This is a genomic window from Hymenobacter montanus (assembly GCF_014699115.1).
GTDB lineage: Bacteria > Bacteroidota > Bacteroidia > Cytophagales > Hymenobacteraceae > Hymenobacter > Hymenobacter montanus.
This window is the reverse complement of sequence record NZ_JACXAD010000024.1, coordinates 32,538-48,045: the sequence shown is the minus strand read 5'-3', so window position 1 is coordinate 48,045 and position 15,508 is coordinate 32,538. Positions and strand designations below refer to the sequence as shown.

Here is a 15,508-nt window from a genome sequence, read left to right as displayed (position 1 = left end):
TGGAGCCTGGTGCTTGGCTGCTGGTCTGCCGACACCGCTCTAGTGATTGATTGCTAAGTATTTGTGAGTAGAAGCCCGACTTGGTTTTGCTGTTTCTTATTCATTTGCTGCCACTTGTTCAAAAACCAAGCACCAAGCACCAAAAACCAAGCACCATTCTACCCGCCGGCGAAGTAGATTTTGCGGAGCGCTTGCAGGGCGCGGTGGGCTTTTACGCGGGCGGCCTCGGCGGTGCAGCCCAGCAGCTTGCCGATTTCCTCGTAGCCGAATCCCTGGAAGCGGTTCAGCACCAGGATTTCACGCTGCGCGGGGGGCAGCAGAGCCAGGGCTTCGTGCAGGTCGTCGTGATGGCTGCTCACGCGCATCTGGGAGAAAGCCGCGCCGCGTAGGCCGCCGGTTCGCTCCACCTCGTCTACGTCAGCGGCGCGCAGCTTTTCCTTGCGCTGCCAGTAGTCGGCGTGCACGTTGCGGGCCATCTGGTACACCCAGGCTTTGAAGGGCTGGGTGGGCTGGTAGCTGCTACGGTATTTCAGGATACGCTCGAACACGGTCTGGGTGAGGTCTTCGCTGGTTTCGCGGTCGTTGGTGAGGCGAGTGAGGTAGTTGAACAAGGGGCCGTGGTAACGCTCGAACAAGGGCACGAGTTGGTCGAGGTCATCGGCCCGTACGGCAGCCATTAGTACTTCGTCGCTCGCGGGATTCACAGAACAGAGTTAGGAGTTGGAATGAAAGGAGTACCCGGCTTAGGGCCATTCGTTACAGCGGGCCTCAATTTTTTTTGCAAGGTCGAACCAGTCCTAATAAAAACGTCCTGCCGAGCTTGTCGAAGCCCCCTTTGCGGCGCGAGCAATTCCACCAATTGGAATCGTGACGCGGGAAAGAGGCCCCGGCAAGCTCGGCAGGACGAGCTTATCTATAGACGGCAGTTTGAAACCGCTTTATTTGGCTTTGCGGAGGAAGATGTCGCCGTTCATGGTTTTCATCATCACTTCGGCGCCGCCCCCGTTCACCTTGCCGTAGGTCCAGGCGTCGGTGCTTAGGCGGGTGAGGCCATTTTCGCTGGTGCGGGTCACCTTGGCCGGGCTTTTGTCCACGGCCACCTCGAAGTCGCTGTATACCTCGCCGCGCTCCGACTTCATTTTCAGAGTTGCCTTGGCCGTGCTCGGGAAGGTTACGTCCACCCGGCCATTGAGCGTGGAGAAGGCCATGGGAGCGCCCGCCGTGAGGCCCGTAAACGTGGCCGTGAGGTTGCCGTTCACCGTGTTGGCCACGGCCGAGCCCGATACTTGCCGGAGCTGAATTGGCCCGTTCACGTTGGTTATTTCCAGCTCGCCACTCACGTTTTCGACAATAATGTCGCCATTGTTCACGGTGCTAACCTTGAGCGAAAACCGCTGGGGCACTTTGATGGTGAGGTCGACCGGATGCAGGTGAGAATCGGTGGAAATCTCGACATGGTTATTTTTTTCTTCGGCCGTGAGGCTGAGACTGGTACCGGCAGCCAGGCGCCGCATACCCGTCGGAGCCGCTTTCTCGGCATCTGGGTTGTGCCGCCGGCTGCTCGACCGGGGCCGGGCTACGGCATCAATCAGCACTTCCTTGCCGCCGTAGCCCACCACGTGGATGAAGCCGTTTACCTGTTCCACTTCCAGCGAGCCGGGCTTGTCGGGCGCGCTCAGCGCCACCGTCAACTGCTCCTTGGCGTCTTGCCCAAGGCCGGGCAGCGCTTTACTAAGCAGCAGCAGGGCTAGGCTAAGCCGCCGCCCGGGCCGGGCGAGGGCCATTTGCATGAGATTCTTCATCGTAGCTGGTTGGTTTACTATAGCTTGGCCACGGTTACGTCGCCGTTGAGGGTTTCAAATCGCAGGTTGGCGCCGCCTTTCCCAATGCGCACGGCCGTATCCTTGCTGAGCCGGTACACGGTGCCACCACCCTGCCCTTCCTTGTTTTTGGTGACTTGCACCGGCATCGTTTCCGCATTGGGGAAGTCGGTGTAAAACTCGCCGTGCATACTCTTAAACTGCACGTCGGCGCCCAGGCTGGCCGGGTAGTGCACCCGAATCCGCCCGTTGATGGTGTGGTAGGACGAGGCCCCGGTTGGGTTGGTGGCGTAGCTGGCATCCACGTCGCCGTTCACGGTGTGGGCCTGGGTAGCGCCCTTCACATTTTTGAGCGTAATGGGCCCGTTCACGTTGGCCACGTGCAGCAGGCCCGCCACGTCCTGCACCAGCACGGCCCCGTGGTTCACGGTCGAAACGTGCAAGTTGAGCTCGTACGGCACTTTCACGACGAAGTCGAAATCGTAGCGGTAATCAATCTCCTGGTGGTTCCTACCCCTACTACGGTGGTCGTTTTGGAGCGGGCGCGAGTCGAAGGGTCCGGCCAGGTACACCACTACGCTGTCGCCGTGCTGCGTGAAGCCCAGCTTCGCTTCATTCTTGCCAAGTTCCAGGGTTTTGGCGTCATCGGCCGTGATGGTTTTGGTGGCTTCTACCACCACTTTGTTGCCAGCGTAGCCCTGCACCCGCACCGAGCCACTGATGTTGTAGAGGGCCAGCGTGCTGCGGGCCGCATCGGCCGTCAGCGTAAACTCCCGGTTGATTTGCTCTTTGATCTGGGTACCTTGGGCATGACAGGCACTGCTATACAGCAGCAAAAGGAGCGTGTTCAGGCTTGGGATAAACGTGGGTCTGGTCATGGCGGGGAGGAGTTGAGGGCGCGGCGGGCCGGCCATTGGATAGGGTTTGAATAGTTTGTTCGATTTTGTCTTTGACGGTTTCGTCGAGGTCAGCTTGCTTGAGCAGCTCCCGCAGCGGCTTCACTGAGCGGCGCTCTTGCAGCTGCACCATCACATCGGCCAGGGCCGACTGCACCAGCGGCGACTGCTGTTTGGGCAGCGAGTGCACCAGGCCCAGTCGCACGGTGGCGTCTTCCTGGGCCAGCGGCACGAGCGCTTCGAGCGTGGCCAGGCGCACGTTCACGTTAGGGTCGTTATTAAGCGTGCTCAACAGGGCGCTCACTACCCGGCTGTTGGGGTCGTTCAGCTCCTTGGTGTAGCTCACGGCCCGCAGCCGCTCGGTAGCCGAGGGGTTGTCAATGAGCGAGAGCAGCAGCACCTGGCGCATCTCGCCCACCTGGGTCGCCAACGCGGTGATTTGCTGCTGGTCAGCTGCCGGTACCTGGCGCTGGCCGCTTAGCCAGTAGCCGCCTAGCGCGCCCACGCCCAGCAGGCCAAGGCTGTAGGCCAGCCGCCGTGCGGGCTGCGCGATCCGCAGCCCCGACCACCATTGCCGGAGCCCTCGGAGGGAGTAATCCGGCGCCGCTTCGGCCTCGGCTTTAAAAGAGGCCAGCATGGCGTAGAACTCGGGGCGCAGGCGCGGGCCGGGCGCGGGCACGGGTACCTTACCCAGGATTTGCCACAGGCGCTGGGTGGCTTGCAGCTCCTGGCGGCAGCTGGCGCACTCGACCAAGTGCGCCGCCAGGTCAGCGTGGGCTGTTTCCGTCAACTGCTTACTCAGGTAGTCGACTAATTGCTCTTTGGTGCGTTCACAGTTCATAGCGCTGGTTTTCGAGGCGTAGGTAGCTGGATTTTAATTCGTTCATGGCCCGGTGCACGCGCACCTTCACGGCGCCTTCGGTGGTGTCGAGCACGCGGGCTATTTCGGCGTACTTCATCTCCTGGAACCGACTCAGGACCAGCACTTCGCGGTGCTCGGGGCTTAGGCAAGCCAGGGCCCGGTGCAGCAGCGCCACTTCCTGGGTTTGCTCCAGGCTGGCATCGGCGCTGCTGCCCCCGCTCAGGTGCTCGGCGAGGTCGGCCACATCGGCATGGTGGCTGGCGTAGCGGTTTCTCTTGACGTGGTCGGCCAGCACGTTACGGGCCAGGTGGTACATCCAGGCGCGAAACTCGCCGGCGCCGGTAAAGGTGTGGCGGTACTTCAGCATGCGGTAGAACACGTTTTGCACGAGGTCCTCACTGGTATCCGCCCGACCCAGCATGTGGTAGAGGAAACCGAACAGGGGGCGGTGATAGCGCTCAAAGAGCAGGCCCATCCGGTCCACCTCGCCGGCTTTCACCCGCAACATTAGCGCATTATCCGAGAGCGAGTCCAAGCTTTAAGCAAATTGGATTTTAGGGTATTTGCATGTGGACACCGTCCATATCCGGAAAGGTTACAGAAAATTTGCTCTTTTTTATCTGAAACAACCGCTAAGCCGAGCGCTATCAAGTTCATATATTTTATAATCAGTAACATAAATCACCAATAAGGTCAAGCTTATAATCGTAAGACAGTCTAGCTTAAAATTATTGGCCCGTATAATTCACCCGGTTTTTGTAACCTAAGACCATCTAATAGCCGTAAAGGCCTCGCGATACATTTGTAAAATACTTGTTTTCGCAACCAGTCATTCTGTCTTTCCTTCATCCTAATAGTCTTTCCTTTTCACTCTAATTTCCAAACCATGAAAACCACGAAAATCTTATTGGCCACCTTGTTGGCAGCAGGACTGAGCAGTGCTGCGTTTGCTCAAACCGGAACCACAACGGGTTCGACTGGTGGTAGCTCTACCCGCTCAAGCGGTACAACTAGCGGTTCGCGTGGTACTGCTGCGGGCAGCACCAGTGGTAGCATGGGCTCCACAAGTGGCTCGATGAGCTCGACTAGTGGCAGCACCAGCGGTTCCATGGGCTCGACCAGCGGCTCGATGGGTAGCACCAGTGGCTCGACCAGCGGTTCGATGGGCACTACCGGCGGTTCGACGGCCGGCACCACCAGTGGTAGCACCAGTGGCTCGATGGGCAGCACCAGCGGCTCGACCAGCGGTTCCATGGGGTCAACCAGCGGTTCGATGGGCTCAACCAGTGGCAGTGACGCGGGCAGTGGCTCGATGAGCAGCCCCAGCGGTAGCACTCCCAGCAGCTCGACTTCCAGCACCCATTCTTCCAAGACGAAATCGACGAAAACCAAAAAAACGTCGAAGAAATCTCATTAAATAACTCCTCGCGGTATAATGCCGTAGGTAATTCTAAACCGGCTGTTTCACTCGAAGCAGCCGGTTTTTGCTTTACTGCCTTACCTCTTTGCCACCAATTCCATGAAAACGTACCTATTGTCCGGTTTGCTATTCGCGAGCACGGCCCACGCCCAAACGATTCCCTTCGACCCCACGGCGCCCGTGCGGGGTGGTAGCCAAGGACAAACCACCATCCCACCCGTGAACCCGGCCCTGAACCAAAGCACCATTCAGGGTCCCTCGGAGGTGCAGCGTACTCCCACCAACCGCGATGCCCAGCCCAGCCGCCAGCTGCCCGAAAGCGGGTTTACCCCGGCTGCCACGCCCGAGCTGTCGCCGACGGCCGTGCCCGACATACGCGAACAGCCCCTTATCAGAGACAACCGCCCGCGCCAGTCGACGGAGGTGGTACCGAGCCGCTCTCGTAGCAGCCGCAGTAGCAGCGCCCCCCCGAACTAAGAGCCGGCTGGTCAACCCAGTCGAGCCGCTTCGCTCGTGGTTCACTGTCGGTTATCCTGCGCGTGCCAGGCCCCACCACACTAAAATAAGCAAGCCCCACCCGATTACACCAGGTGGGGCTTCTCGCACCGACTATTTTCTGCCGCACCTACTTTATCGTTGCCTTGGCCCGTCTTCAATAAACCCTAGTCCCTTCGATTGTCAATGTTTTCTCCTCTCTGATGGATGGGCAGCAATGCGCGTCGCTTTCCGCATAAGCTATCCTTTCAATCACGATCTTACCCTCGGCAATCCGATTGAAGCCAAACAGGTAATTAGGTTCAAAGCCAGCCATTACTTCTACACCAGTGCCCGTATTTTTATACAAGGTGAGTCCCTGGCCAACAATGGTATTCCCCCCCTCTTTCGGAACCAGTACAAAGTAAATGGCTACATCGGCCACACCATCGCCCGTAAAATCCCCGGTAAAAGCTTCTCTGCCATCCAGCCCCGCATCGTGGGAAGAACATATCTTGGGTAAGTAGGCGTCGAACTTAGCCTGCGCCAGCCGCACTGCCTCTTCGGTGGTTATCTGCTGGGGGTTGTCCGGCGGATGCCCTTCCGAGCGGCTGGCCGGCTGGCGCTGCTTAAGCCTAGCGCTTTCGTGGGGAGTAGTCGCGCTGTTGTCGCAGCCCAACAGCAGGAATGACAGCATTAATGCGCTGAAAAGCCGGCGAGGACAAGAAGCCAGCTTACTTGTTTTCATCTACTTAGACTTTTCGGCGTGGGCCAACAAGTCACTGCCGCGCTGGCGCAGCAAATCGGCCAGCTTGGTGAGAGGCTTTTTTAATTCGGCGGGCGCCTGGGCGCTGGCCTGGCTGGTTTGGCTGCCCAGGATGGTGAGGGAGTTACCAATGCTCCTGGCACTGAGCAGGCCACCGCTAAGCAACGACTGCAGGTTGCCGATTTCGCGCGCAATGTCCTTGAGGCCGGGCTCGCCGCTTTGTAGTAGTTGCTGCTGCCAGGTTTCGGCATTGTCGATGGCCGAGCCCAGGGGCAGACTGGTGAGGCCGTTTTTCAGGGCGCTGACGGTGGCGTTGAGATGGTCGAAAGACATTGGCTGATAAGATAGTGAGGAAATAAACGGTAGTGGGACAGCCAGGCAATAACCGGCCATGGGCCCGGGCCCGGAAATGCGGGAGCGCTTACGACTCCTCCATTTTCGCTGCTGCCTCTTTTTTGCCGCGCCTGGCTTTGGCCGGGGCCTTGGGGTCGGGCGGCAGGGTGAGCGGCGGGCTGGGTACGTTGGGTGCGGGGGCGCTCAGGCCCAGCTCCCGCAGAATGGCCACGGCACGCAGGGCGCTGGCTTCCTTGTTTTTGATTTCCAGCATCAGGTCCATGTCCAGCCCGCGTAGCTCCGTGAGGAACCCCCGGAATAAGTCGTCGACCAGGTCGCCGGTGTGCTTGCCCTTACGCTCGCCCACGGCCTGCGAGCTGTAGTCCATCATTGGTACGCCGTCGCGGGCGGGGTGCCAGGTAGCGGCGGCCAGGCGCAGGGCCTCGGGCATGGGCTCGTCGTGGTTCAGGCACTCGTGGTGGAAGTTGTCGAAGAGGATGGGCACGCCCGTTAGCTCGTGCAGGTGCAGGCAGTCGCGCAGCGAGAACAGCCGGTCGTCGTTTTCCACCACCACCCGGGCTTTCACGGCTTCGGGCAGCGTGGCGTGGACCGCGGCAAACCGGCTGAGGGCCAGCTCTCGGTCGCCGTACAGCCCCCCCACGTGAATCTGGAGCTTGGCCGTGCCGTCGAGGCCCATCAGATCCAGCATCGAGCCCTGGTAGATAAGCTCCTCAATGCTGCGCCTGACAATGTCCGGGCTGGGTGAATTCAGGACCACAAACTGGTCGGGGTGGAAGCTTACCCGCAGGTCGTTGGCCCTGATGTAGTCGCCAATTGCGCGAAACTCGGCCGCGAAGTGCTTTTGCCAGGGAAAGGTGTTAATTTCATGCGAGCCAAAAGGCACGATGCCCGAGCCCATCCGAAAGAACAGCAGGCCCTGGGCCACGTTCCATTCCAGCATCCGGCGCAGGCAGGTCAGGTTAGCCGCTACGGCCGCCACCAGCCGCTCTTCCGAGTACGATGCCAGCCGGAAGGTATTGGCGGCACTGCAATCCATGGCCTCATTCACGCAGGGATAACCGATTTTCATACCTGAACTTACGGGAAAGCGCAGCCCTCAGTTATCCGGGCCGTAGGAGGCGCCGGGCGAATCCGGCCGGGCCCGGCGCCCTCTACGGCTCGTAGCCGCGGTTATCCTTGAACGACTTATTGTATTCGGCACGGGCCTTGCGGGCCTTCTCGGCCTTTTGCTGGCTTTCAATCTGCTCCATCTTACGGCGCTGCTTGCCGGCGCGCGAAAACTGATCGTAGATCAGGCTCACCGGGCTTTCAATGGTGGGCACCGGGGCCCGGGGCGCGGTGGAGTCGACGGCAAACAGCGGCTGGGGCTTAGGTGGACGCTTGACTCCACTCACCACCGGCGGAGCGGGCCGCTTGATATTGCGCAGGGCCCGGTTGATGATGGCCCGGTCGGGCCGGTCGGCGGTAACCTGCACTTCGCCCAGCCGCACGCTGTCGCGCACCAGCTGAATGCGAACCACCAGTTGCGATAAGCCCATGCCTCCCAGGCGGAGTTGCTGTTCCTTGTAGCCGAGGGCCCGAAACAGGATGGTGTCGGTGGGCTGGGCATCAACGGCAAACTCGCCGGTGGTGCTGGTGGCCACGCCGCGCCGGGTGCGCTGCACCCGAACCGTGGCGCCCGGAATGGGCAGCTGCGTTCTGGCCTCCGAGACGCTGCCGCTCACGCGCACCGACGGCGCCTGGGCTTGTGCGCCTCCCGCCAGCAGCCACAACGCCGCCAGCATGCTCAGCCCCCGGCTTAATGCTAGCCAACTAACACGCATACAATACTCTACACCAAAAAACATCTGATCACCGCACGAAACGCGACTACAAAGAAGCAACCCAATGAGCCAAAAAAAGCCCGCGCCGTTGCAGGCGCGGGCTTTCCGCCGATGGTTCGGCCGATTACACCGACCAAACCCCCGTTTTTTTGTTTTGGTACCAGTGGTTTTCCCGGTTTTCACTTAGCGTTTTCTTGCTCCTGTTTGGCGGCTATTTCTTTGCCTTCAGAGGCGTGCCACCTCCGGGGCTGGCCCTCAGCTCGCTTGAGGCGCGAAGCCTTTAGAGAGGCAGCCAGCCGAAGGAAGCGCGTCAGGGCAAGCCGAGTACCAACCGCCGTAATTCATTGTCAATAAAGGGCAAAGGCCTTCCTGCTAAGCGAAAAGACCACTCCCTCTCGTGGCTTTGAGGTAGTTGGTTATGGCAAGCTAACGCTAGCCGCTGCTAAGCGCGCCGCAGTTCAAACAGCGTGATTTCCGGCAGGAAGCCCACCCGGCCGGGATAGCCCAGGTAGCCCAGCCCCACGTTGACGTACAGCCGCTGGCGGCCTTGCTCGTACAGGCCGGCCCACTGCTTGTAGACGTACTCCACCGGGCTCCACTTTAGGCTCGGCAAGTTCACGCCGAACTGCATGCCGTGGGTGTGGCCGCTTAGCGTCAGGTCGATGTCCGGGTAGTTGAGCACCTGGGCTTCCCAGTGCGAGGGGTCGTGGGAGAGCAGGATTTTGAACGGAGCGTCGCCGCTGGCGGCGTGGGCCCGGGCCAGGTTGCCGTGTTTGGGGAAGTTGGCGTGGCTGCTCCAGTTTTGCACGCCGAGAATGGCGATTTTGTCGTCGCCGCGCGTGATGGTGTGGCTGGTGTCGTTCAGCAGCGTCCAGCCTATTTTGGCGTGGTTGCGCATCAGGCGCTCCAGGTTCTCGCGCTTGTGGGCCCGGCTCTCCCACTGCACATAGTCGCCGTAATCGTGGTTGCCGAGGCTGGAGAAAATGGGCAGATCGGATTTAATCTGTTGCAGGACCGGAATGTGGGGCTCAACTTCGGTGGCCCGGTTGTTTACCAGGTCACCGGTCATCAGCACGAGGTCGGCCTGCTGCTGGTTAATCAGAGCCACGGCCCGCTTCAGCGGCTCGATCGAGCTGAAGCTGCCGGTGTGCAAATCGGATATCTGGATGACTTTGAAGCCGTCGAAGGCCGGTGGCAGATTGGGGTAGCGCAGGGTTACGCGGCGCACCTGGTAGTCGGTCGCGCCCTTTATCATCCCCCACAACAAGGCGAAGAAGGGAATGGCGCCCAGGCCCACGGCCAGCTTGGCCAGGAATTCGCTGCGCGGAATAGCTTCGGCTTCCATCCCGGGGGGCCGCGTGGCCGAACCCACGGCCCAGCGGGCCAGCCGGGTAAGGTCTTCCAGCAGCAGCGGAATCAAAATAATCAGCTTGGCCCCCAGCAGCAGCAAGGGCAGGGCCATCAGGTAGCTCTTAAGTGACGTGTTGCCCGATTGGCGGGTCCAGCCGGCCCAGAAAGCCAGGCCCCACAGGCCCAGCGTGAGCAGCCAGTAAGCGGCCGCGCTGCCCCGCCGGGCATTTAAGGACAGGGGCTGAACCAGCGTGCGCATGGCTTGATACCCATACCATTCGGCCAAGACAATAAGGGTCAGGAACAACCATCCTAGTGGATTTCGCATAATCAGAAGTAAAGCCAACGAGGCTGCCGTAGCATAACGCCGCGGCGGGCTTGGGGTTTAAACGCACCCGGCCCACTTTTGCTTTACATTTAAGCAATAATTTGCCTTCTACCCACTCCGCTCCGCATGGAATCTGCTGACTACCTGGCCCTCCCGGATACGCGTCCGACGCCACCCGATGCCTCGTCGGGCGCGCTGGGCATCAAGAGCTGGGCCGAGGCCGACCGGCCCCGTGAAAAGCTCCTGGCCAACGGCCGCGCTACCCTCACCGACGCCGAGCTCATTGCCATCCTGCTCGGGTCCGGCACGGTGAAGCTTTCGGCCGTCGACGTGGCCAAGCTCATGCTGCAGGGCGTGGGCAACGACCTCAATGCCCTGGCCCGCGAAAGCGTGAAGCAGCTCTGCCGCCACCCGGGCATCGGCGAAGCCAAAGCCATAACCATTGTGGCCGCTCTGGAGCTGGGCCGCCGCCGTAAGGAAGCCGACGCGGTCCCGCGCACCATTATCACCTGCTCGCGCGACATCTACAACTTGATTCGGCCCAACCTGATGGACCTCCCGCACGAGGAGTTCTGGGTGATTCTGCTGAACCGGGCCAACGTGGTGATGCGCAAAACGGCCGTTAGCCGCGGCGGCGTGGCCGGTACCGTGGCCGACCCTAAGCTCATCTTCAAAGAAGCGCTGGAGCAGCTGGCCAGCAGCATTATTCTGGTGCACAACCACCCCAGCGGCAACCGTAACCCCAGCGCCGCCGACGCACAGCTGACCAGGAAATTGAAAGAAGCCGGCAGCTTCCTGGACCTCCCGATTCTTGACCACCTGATTTATACCGACCAAGGCTACTACAGCTTTGCCGACGAGGGAGTCCTGTAAGTCGAGGGAGTCCTGTAAGTATGGCACCAGGAAGCCCGGGTGGGTAAACAATCGGGGTGGGTAAACGGAAGACCGTGCCGCGTGGCCCCTGAACTCAGTGAAATGCCAAAGGGCCCGTCGCGGTGGCGACGGGCCCTTTGGTTACATGATTTCCGGCCGGAGCCGACTTGATGAAATCAACTTCGTGCTTGTTACAGGCTGTTCGAGCCCGACCAACCGTTTACGGTTCGGCTGTACTGGTCTTTGGGCGCCCAGTTAGTGAGGGGCCAGGCCATGCCGGGAGCACCAAGAGCTTGGAGAACTTCATAAGAGGCGTTCATGCAATTGTTGCCACTCACGTTATAGCCCCGGGCAGCGAAGCCATTAATAATGCCCTCGGCGCGGTGAATCTGGGCCAGCGTAACGGTGCGGAAGGCCCTTTCAAACTTGTAGGCGGTGTAGCCGTACGGCGCACGCATGGTTCTCAGCATGGTCGCGTTGTTGGTATAGCCGAATTGGTTCCAGCCACCGTTATTCACCCCTCTCGGGATGACAGGCAGGCTGGCATAGCCTTCCACGCCGCCGCAGTAGGTGTAGGTGCGCGATACTTTGGTGCCGCTCATCTCGCGTACTTCGTATCCTACACCGGTGTGCCCCAGATTGAACGGCCCGGGCAGCCGGACAAACAGGTAGCCTTTCACCATGTAGCTCGTGACAACGGCATCCTGGGTGGTCACCGCAGCTTCGGGCTGCTGCGGGGCCACGTCCTTCTTGGAGCAGCCCGACAGCACGGCAATGAATGTGAATAGAGAGAGGACAGACTTCAGGGAAAAGTTCTTCATGTATCAGGACGTAAAATATGGTGGTAAGGATCCGCTACGCTTGGGTAGGAAGGGCGTGATAGAAAGCGGAAAAGTGATGAAGAAAACCCGGCGGCCACTGGGAACTGCTACAAATCTATTCTCATAGAACCACATTATTATCAGAATGTATAGCGCATTAGGACCAACAACCTTAAGACTATGACCAACGACGCCATGACTTGGTTCAACACAAAATATTCAGGATTACCAGGGGCACACCGGTAGTATTTCCACCCCCGCCCGGCCAGTCGCTGGGCTGCCTGGGTGGTTAGTATCTTGCGCTTGTACTTCTCTTCGTTGGCCCCTTGCCGCACCACCACCAGCCGTGCTGAAAAACCTATTGATTGCCGCGGCCCTGCTCGGCATTATCTTCTACTCCATAAGTGACTTAAAGCCCGATGGCAGCGCGTATGCCCGGCAGTTGCAAAAGGCTCGGACGGAAAAAAACCGGGCCTTCCGCCAGTCTCCAGATTCGCCCCTTGCTCCGCCCCAAAAGGCTCAATTCGACAGCCTGAAGTACTATTCTCCCGCTTCAGCCTTCGTGCTGGAGGGCCGCATTGCCCGTCACGCTCACCCCGATACCACGCTGATTCAGATGAGCGACAACCGGCAGGAGAAGTACCTCAACTGGGGCCTGGCTACGTTTGAGGTCGACCATCAGCCGCAGCAGCTACGTCTCTATGTAAAGGCCACCGGCACCGATTCTACGCTCTTCGTTCCGTTCACCGACCTCACCAACGGCCACGAAACCTACGGCGGCGGCCGCTACCTCGACGTGCCCCTGCCCAAGGCCGACGCTACAACCCTGCAGTTGGATTTCAACCAGGCTTACAACCCGTATTGCGCTTACAACAACGAGTACAGCTGCCCGGTACCACCGGCTGAAAACCGGCTGCAAGTCGCCATTCCGGCGGGGGAGAAAGCCTTTCACGAATAGGGGCGCTGTTCATCGGTTCAAACCCTGCGGTGCTAATGGCATTGTTGGGTATTCAACCAAGTGTTTGATTATGAGCGGCCACTGGGTGCGCAGCCTTTGCCAACTGGCCTTAGGAGGAGCTTGCCATGAAGGGCCAGCAGTTGAGCTTGGATGAAACGTCCTGCTCCACGACGCCTAGCAGAATCAGGTTTGTACACAGCATCGCCAAAAATATCCAAGCCATTAGTCGCCGTCAGGTCATTCCGCGCCCGCCGTACCTTTGTGGTGGTTGGCTGGTCCTGGTGACCCCTTCAATACTCAACCACCCTTCCCGATGCGCATTTCCTTAGCCTGGCTTAAAACCCTCATTCCGACTGATAAAACCGCCGCCGAAATTGGCGCCCTGCTCACCGGGTCGGGCCTGGAGGTAGAAAGCCAGGAGGAGCTGGAGAGCATTCCGGGGGGCCTGCGCGGGGTGGTGCTGGGCACCGTACTCACCTGCGAGCGCCACCCCGATGCCGACAAACTCAGCCTGACTACCGTGGACGTGGGCGACGGCACCCCGCGCCAAATTGTGTGCGGGGCCCCCAACGTGGCCGCGGGCCAGCGGGTGGTGGTAGCCCTGGAAGGAGCGACGCTCTACCCGACCGAGGGCGAGCCGTTCAAAATCAAGAAAAGCAAAATCCGCGGCGCCGCTTCCGAAGGCATGATTTGCGCCGAGGACGAAATCGGGCTGGGCACCTCGCACGCGGGCATCCTGGTGCTGGAAACCGAGCTGCCGAACGGCACGCCCGCCGCCGACTATTTTGGCCTGCGCTCGGATACGGTGTTCGAAATCGGCCTCACCCCCAACCGGGCCGACGCGGCCTCGCACTACGGGGTGGCCCGCGAGCTGCGCGCCCTGCTGCGCCAGCCCTGCCACCTGCCCGACGTGAGCGGCTTCCGGACGCCGGCCGCGGCGGAGTCGAACATTACCGTGACGATTGAGGACCCCGCCGCCTGCCCGCGCTACGCCGGCCTGCTGCTCGACAACGTACATGTTGGCCCGTCGCCCGAGTGGCTGCAGCGCCGCCTGCGCAGCATTGGCCTCGCCCCCATCAACAACGTGGTCGACGTAACCAACTTCGTGCTGCACGAGCTGGGCCAGCCCATGCACGCCTTCGACGCCGACCAGATTGACGGCGGTCAGGTTCGGGTGAAGCGCGCAACTGGCTTTTTAAATCAGTTTGCAACACTGGATGGAGTGGTGCGCAATCTTACGGCTGAGGATTTAGTCATTGCTGACGCCGAAGGATATCCAATGGCATTAGCTGGCGTCTTTGGAGGCAAGAATTCAGGCGTAAGCGAAAGTACCACCCGAGTATTTTTAGAAAGCGCATACTTCCATCCGGCAGTGGTACGACGTATGTCACAGGTGCATGGTTTGAAGACCGACGCTTCGTTTCGCTTCGAGCGCGGCACCGACCCCAACATGGTGCCGATGGCCCTGCAACGGGCGGCTCTGCTGCTGCAGGAAGTAGCCGGCGCCACCGTGGCCGCGCCCGTCGTGGATGAGTACCCTACGCCGGTGCTCCCCGCCACCGTGCGCCTGCGCCTGCCCCGCGTGGAGCGGCTGGTGGGCCAGCACATCGCACCCGAGCGCATTCGCCAGATTCTGAGCGACCTGGAAATCGTTATTACCCAGGAAAACCCGGATGCCGGCGACCAGGATACCTGGACGCTCTCGGTGCCGCCCCACAAGGTGGATGTCACCCGGGAAGCCGACATCATTGAGGAAATTCTGCGGATTTACGGCTACAACAACGTGGCGCTGCGGCCCCATAATTCGGCTTCGTTCCTGGCGCGGTTCCCGAACCCCGACCCCGAAGTGACGCGGGTGAAAATTGCCAGCCTGCTGAGTGGGCAGGGCTTCTCGGAGATTCTGACCAACTCGCTGACCAATTCGCAGTACTTTGAGTCAGAAAACGGCGCGAATGAGTCGCCGGTACGCATTCTCAATTACAATAGCGTTGAGCTGAATGTCCTGCGGCCCACGCCGCTGCACTCCGGGCTGGAAATCATTCGCCACAACCTCAACCGCCGCCAGCGGGATCTGAAGCTGTACGAGTTCGGCAAAGCTTACCAGCAAACGGCCGCGGGCAAATACCTGGAGCAGAATAAGCTGGTGCTTTACTGGACCGGCCACGCCACCGCCGAAACCTGGCAGCACAAATCGGAGAAAGCCACCTTCCACCACTTGGCCGGGGCGGTGCAGCAAGTGCTAGCGGCCCTGGGCTTTGGCGGCGCGGCCTCGCAACCGGTGCAGCACCCCTACCTGGCCGGCGGCCTCACGCTGCTGGTGCACAACCAGCCCGTGGCGCAGCTCGGCGCCGTGGCAGCCTCGGTGCTGAAGCGGCTCGACGTGACCCAGCCCGTGTGGTACGCCGAGCTGGATTGGGATGCGCTGTCGCGCAAATACAAGCCCGTGCTGGTGGCGCGCGAGCTGCCCCGTTTCCCGGAGGTGCGCCGCGACTTGAGCCTGGTGGTGGATGCTGGCGTGACCTTCGACCAGCTGCGCCAGATTGCGCAGCGCGCTGAGAAGAAGCTGTTGCAGAGCGTCAATGTATTCGACGTGTACGCTGGTGAAAACCTCGGCGCGGGTAAGAAGTCCTACTCGGTGAGCTTCACCTTGCAAGACTTCGATCAGACGCTCAGCGAGCAGGCTATCGACCAGGTGATGCAGCGGCTGATTGGGCAATTTGAGAAGCAGGCGGGGGCGGTTATTCGGCGCTAGGGATAGGGTCG

Annotated in this window: 16 protein-coding genes; 4 read left to right on the top strand and 12 right to left on the bottom strand. The window is 60.4% G+C overall.

The window, feature by feature from the left end:
* Nucleotides 1-158 precede the first annotated feature (158 nt).
* The 6 genes from IC235_RS18355 to IC235_RS18330 form a co-directional block, all read right to left on the bottom strand.
* A complete protein-coding gene (locus IC235_RS18355) occupies nucleotides 159-704 on the bottom strand; it encodes an RNA polymerase sigma factor (protein WP_191006663.1) in 546 nt (181 codons plus the stop codon).
* A 234-nt stretch (nucleotides 705-938) separates the two neighbouring features.
* On the bottom strand, nucleotides 939-1,802 hold the full coding sequence (locus IC235_RS18350; RefSeq protein ID WP_223847400.1) for a DUF4097 family beta strand repeat-containing protein: 864 nt from the start codon (nucleotides 1,800-1,802) through the stop codon (nucleotides 939-941).
* 17 nt (nucleotides 1,803-1,819) lie between these two features.
* The gene (locus IC235_RS18345; RefSeq protein WP_223847399.1) at nucleotides 1,820-2,698 is read right to left on the bottom strand and encodes a DUF4097 family beta strand repeat-containing protein; all 879 of its coding nucleotides are present in this window, start codon (nucleotides 2,696-2,698) and stop codon (nucleotides 1,820-1,822) included.
* Nucleotides 2,643-3,557 carry a HEAT repeat domain-containing protein gene (locus IC235_RS18340; RefSeq protein WP_191006662.1) on the bottom strand — a complete coding sequence of 305 codons (915 nt, stop codon included), beginning with the start codon at nucleotides 3,555-3,557 and terminating at the stop codon, nucleotides 2,643-2,645. The genes IC235_RS18345 and IC235_RS18340 overlap by 56 nt, the downstream gene beginning before the upstream one ends.
* Complete coding sequence (locus IC235_RS18335) at nucleotides 3,547-4,086, bottom strand: RNA polymerase sigma factor (RefSeq protein WP_191006684.1); 540 nt, start codon at nucleotides 4,084-4,086, stop codon at nucleotides 3,547-3,549. The genes IC235_RS18340 and IC235_RS18335 overlap by 11 nt, the downstream gene beginning before the upstream one ends.
* 443 nt (nucleotides 4,087-4,529) lie before the next feature.
* Entirely contained in the window at nucleotides 4,530-4,970 is a 441-nt protein-coding gene (locus tag IC235_RS18330; RefSeq protein ID WP_191006661.1) for a hypothetical protein, read from the bottom strand.
* A gap of 127 nt (nucleotides 4,971-5,097) precedes the next feature.
* On the opposite strand from IC235_RS18330, the gene IC235_RS18325 reads away from it, so the two are divergent.
* Nucleotides 5,098-5,475, top strand: coding sequence for a hypothetical protein (locus IC235_RS18325; RefSeq protein ID WP_191006660.1), 378 nt, complete (start codon nucleotides 5,098-5,100; stop codon nucleotides 5,473-5,475).
* A 175-nt stretch (nucleotides 5,476-5,650) separates the two neighbouring features.
* Here the strand turns inward: IC235_RS18325 and IC235_RS18320 are convergent, their stop codons facing one another.
* From IC235_RS18320 to IC235_RS18300, 5 genes are all read right to left on the bottom strand, one after another.
* Nucleotides 5,651-6,220: a hypothetical protein gene (locus tag IC235_RS18320; RefSeq protein ID WP_191006659.1), complete on the bottom strand. Its 570-nt coding sequence runs from the start codon at nucleotides 6,218-6,220 to the stop codon at nucleotides 5,651-5,653.
* Nucleotides 6,221-6,571: a hypothetical protein gene (locus IC235_RS18315; RefSeq protein ID WP_191006658.1), complete on the bottom strand. Its 351-nt coding sequence runs from the start codon at nucleotides 6,569-6,571 to the stop codon at nucleotides 6,221-6,223.
* Nucleotides 6,572-6,659: 88 nt separating this feature from the next.
* The gene (gene uvsE / locus IC235_RS18310; protein WP_191006657.1) at nucleotides 6,660-7,661 is read right to left on the bottom strand and encodes a UV DNA damage repair endonuclease UvsE; all 1,002 of its coding nucleotides are present in this window, start codon (nucleotides 7,659-7,661) and stop codon (nucleotides 6,660-6,662) included.
* A gap of 82 nt (nucleotides 7,662-7,743) precedes the next feature.
* Nucleotides 7,744-8,415, bottom strand: coding sequence for a carboxypeptidase-like regulatory domain-containing protein (locus IC235_RS18305; protein WP_191006656.1), 672 nt, complete (start codon nucleotides 8,413-8,415; stop codon nucleotides 7,744-7,746).
* Nucleotides 8,416-8,857: 442 nt separating this feature from the next.
* Nucleotides 8,858-10,093, bottom strand: a complete 1,236-nt coding sequence (locus IC235_RS18300) for a metallophosphoesterase (protein ID WP_191006655.1) — start codon at nucleotides 10,091-10,093, stop codon at nucleotides 8,858-8,860.
* A 126-nt stretch (nucleotides 10,094-10,219) separates the two neighbouring features.
* On the opposite strand from IC235_RS18300, the gene radC reads away from it, so the two are divergent.
* Nucleotides 10,220-10,966: a RadC family protein gene (radC, locus tag IC235_RS18295; RefSeq protein WP_191006654.1), complete on the top strand. Its 747-nt coding sequence runs from the start codon at nucleotides 10,220-10,222 to the stop codon at nucleotides 10,964-10,966.
* A 191-nt stretch (nucleotides 10,967-11,157) separates the two neighbouring features.
* Here the strand turns inward: radC and IC235_RS18290 are convergent, their stop codons facing one another.
* Nucleotides 11,158-11,787, bottom strand: a complete 630-nt coding sequence (locus IC235_RS18290; protein ID WP_191006653.1) for a hypothetical protein — start codon at nucleotides 11,785-11,787, stop codon at nucleotides 11,158-11,160.
* 346 nt (nucleotides 11,788-12,133) lie between these two features.
* On the opposite strand from IC235_RS18290, the gene IC235_RS18285 reads away from it, so the two are divergent.
* Nucleotides 12,134-12,745 carry a DUF1684 domain-containing protein gene (locus IC235_RS18285; protein ID WP_191006652.1) on the top strand — a complete coding sequence of 204 codons (612 nt, stop codon included), beginning with the start codon at nucleotides 12,134-12,136 and terminating at the stop codon, nucleotides 12,743-12,745.
* A 313-nt stretch (nucleotides 12,746-13,058) separates the two neighbouring features.
* A complete protein-coding gene (gene pheT / locus IC235_RS18280) occupies nucleotides 13,059-15,497 on the top strand; it encodes a phenylalanine--tRNA ligase subunit beta (RefSeq protein ID WP_191006651.1) in 2,439 nt (812 codons plus the stop codon).
* Nucleotides 15,498-15,508: the final 11 nt, after the last annotated feature.